General features: G+C 68.8%; 1 protein-coding gene. It reads right to left on the bottom strand.

Features of this window, described 5'->3' with window-relative positions; all coding sequences use genetic code 11:
* Positions 1 to 304 precede the first annotated feature (304 nt).
* On the bottom strand, positions 305 to 2194 hold the full coding sequence (dnaG, locus tag I73_RS15250; RefSeq protein ID WP_026096788.1) for a DNA primase: 1890 nt from the start codon (positions 2192 to 2194) through the stop codon (positions 305 to 307).
* Positions 2195 to 2302: the final 108 nt, after the last annotated feature.

The raw sequence follows: 2302 nt of genomic DNA, 5'->3' as shown, positions 1-2302 counted from the left end.
TTGAGGAATGAATCGGACTCGGGTTCGGCGATTCACCCGGCACGGACAAGCTCACACAAGGATGGTGTGCAGGCAAGAAGGCGTGCGCAGGCAAGGGCACCCGCACAGGCGGGACGCCAGCCGAACAGGCAAGATCGCGGGGACGCTGATCGATTGCAGCCCTTGCGGGGGATTTAGGCCAATCAGTAACCCGTGACGCGGGCGGCCTGGACCGGAGGTGCTGCTGTCCCTCTTGCCGAGGATAATTTGTGGATTATACCAGCCGGGCTGAGAAATCCATGCCCGCAGTGCATGGATTCGAACCTCAAGCGCTGGTGGCCGCCTGGCTCAGGCGGCGCTTCACCTCGCGCCATTGCCGGTCCAGTTCGCGGTAGCGGTTGAGCAGGTCGGGATGCTGTGCGGCCTCGGCGAGCAAGGTTTGCATCTCGCGCGCCAGTTCACGCTCCACCAGCACATCCAGGGCGCGCCGCAGGTCTTCCGGCGTGGCGCCGGGATCGGCGTCGCCGTCCGCGATGGCGCGGGAGGTCTCATCGAAGCCAGGATCCTCGGCCAGCACCTCGCGGAGCACCGCCCAGGCCCGGGGGCCGTGCTCTGCCAGATCGCGCTCGAGCCAGGCCACCAAGGGGCCGTGGGGGGCGGGCAGGGCATGGAGAAGGTCTTGCTCATGGGGCGGCAGATCCAGCCACCAGGCCGGCTGGCCGAACAGCATCTGCAGCACGCGGTCTTCCGGGCGCTTGGGGGGCTGCCGCCGCCCGCCGAAGTTCCTGGGGCTGGCCGCGGAAGAGGCGTCCCGGCCCCAGAGCCCGCCGCGCCGGAACGCGGGCTGCTCCGGCGGGGCCTCCGTTGACGAGGCGCTGGACCCGGCCGGAGGGGCCGAGCGCTGGGTCCACCCCCCCTCGTGCCACAACCTGGAAAGCTTGTCCACCGGCAATCCGCCGGCGCGGGCCAGCTCGCCGAGCAACTGGGACCTGAGCGCGCCCTCCGGCAGCGCCAGCCACAGCGGACGGGCCTGGGCCAGCATGCGGGCCCGCCCCTCGGCCGTGGTCAGGTCGCATTCCGCGGCGGCGTGTTCCAGCAGTTGGCGCGACAGCGGCACCGCGTCGCGCACCTGGTTCTCGAAGGCCTCCGGCCCGAAGGCGCGCACATAGCTGTCCGGGTCGTGTTCGGGCGGCAGAAAGAGAAAGCGGAAGCTGCGGGTGTCGGTGGCATGGGGCAGGGCGGCTTCCAGGGCCCGGCCGGCGGCACGACGGCCGGCGGCATCGCCATCGAAGCTGAACACCACCTGCTCGGTGAAGCGCAACAGCTTGTGCACATGGTCGCCCGTGCAGGCTGTGCCCAGGGTGGCCACCGCGTTCGGGAAACCCAGCTGGGCCAGGGCCACCACGTCCATGTAGCCCTCGGTCACCAGGGCATAGCCCTTGTCCCGCAGCCCGCTGCGGGCCTCGTACAGGCCATAGAGTTCGCGCCCCTTCACGAACACCGGGGTTTCCGGCGAGTTGAGGTACTTGGGCTCGCCCTTGTCCAGCACCCGGCCGCCGAAGGCGATCGTCTCGCCCTTGACATTGCGGATGGGGAACATGATGCGGTCGCGGAAGCGGTCGTAGCGGCGCTGCTCCTCGCCCGTTTCCCCCTGCAGGATCACCAGCCCGGACTCGACCAGCAGCGGGTCGTCGTAGTGCGCAAAGGCGCTGGCCAGGCCGTGCCAGCCGTCGGGCGCATAACCCAGGCCGAAGCGGTGGGCGATCTCGCCGCTCAGGCCACGCCCCTTGAGATAGGCGATGGCCCGCTGGGAGCCCTTCAGATGTTGGCGGTAATGCTGGGCGGCGCGCTCCAGCACATCGCTGAGGGTGCGCTGGCGCTGGCGCTGTTCGGCCGCGGCAGCCTGCTCGGCGGCGCTGCGCTCGTCCTCGGGCACCACCAGACCCACCTGTTGGGCCAGGTCCTGGACGGCCTCGACAAAGCTCATCCCATGCAGTTCGGTGAGGAAGCGGATGGCGTCGCCATGCACGCCGCAGCCGAAGCAGTGGTAGGTCTGCCGTGTGGGGCTGACGATGAAGCTGGGCGACTTCTCGCCGTGGAAGGGGCACAGGCCCTTGTGGTTGATGCCGGCCTTCTTGAGCTCGACATGGCGGCCGACCACATCGACGATGTCGACGCGGGACAGCAGTTCCTGGATAAAGCCGTGGGGAATCACGGCGTCAGTCTAGTGCAGCCGGCAAGAGGGGGTGGTTCAGCCATAAAAAAGGGCAGTCGAAACTGCCCCTTCGGAGAAAGCATCGCAGGAGGCGAGGCTCGGATCGAT

It is taken from the genome of Ideonella sp. B508-1, from assembly GCF_000333615.1.
Classification (GTDB): Bacteria; Pseudomonadota; Gammaproteobacteria; order Burkholderiales; family Burkholderiaceae_C; genus Ideonella.
The sequence above is the reverse complement of the archived record's forward strand: the minus strand, read 5'-3'. Positions and strand labels throughout refer to the sequence as shown.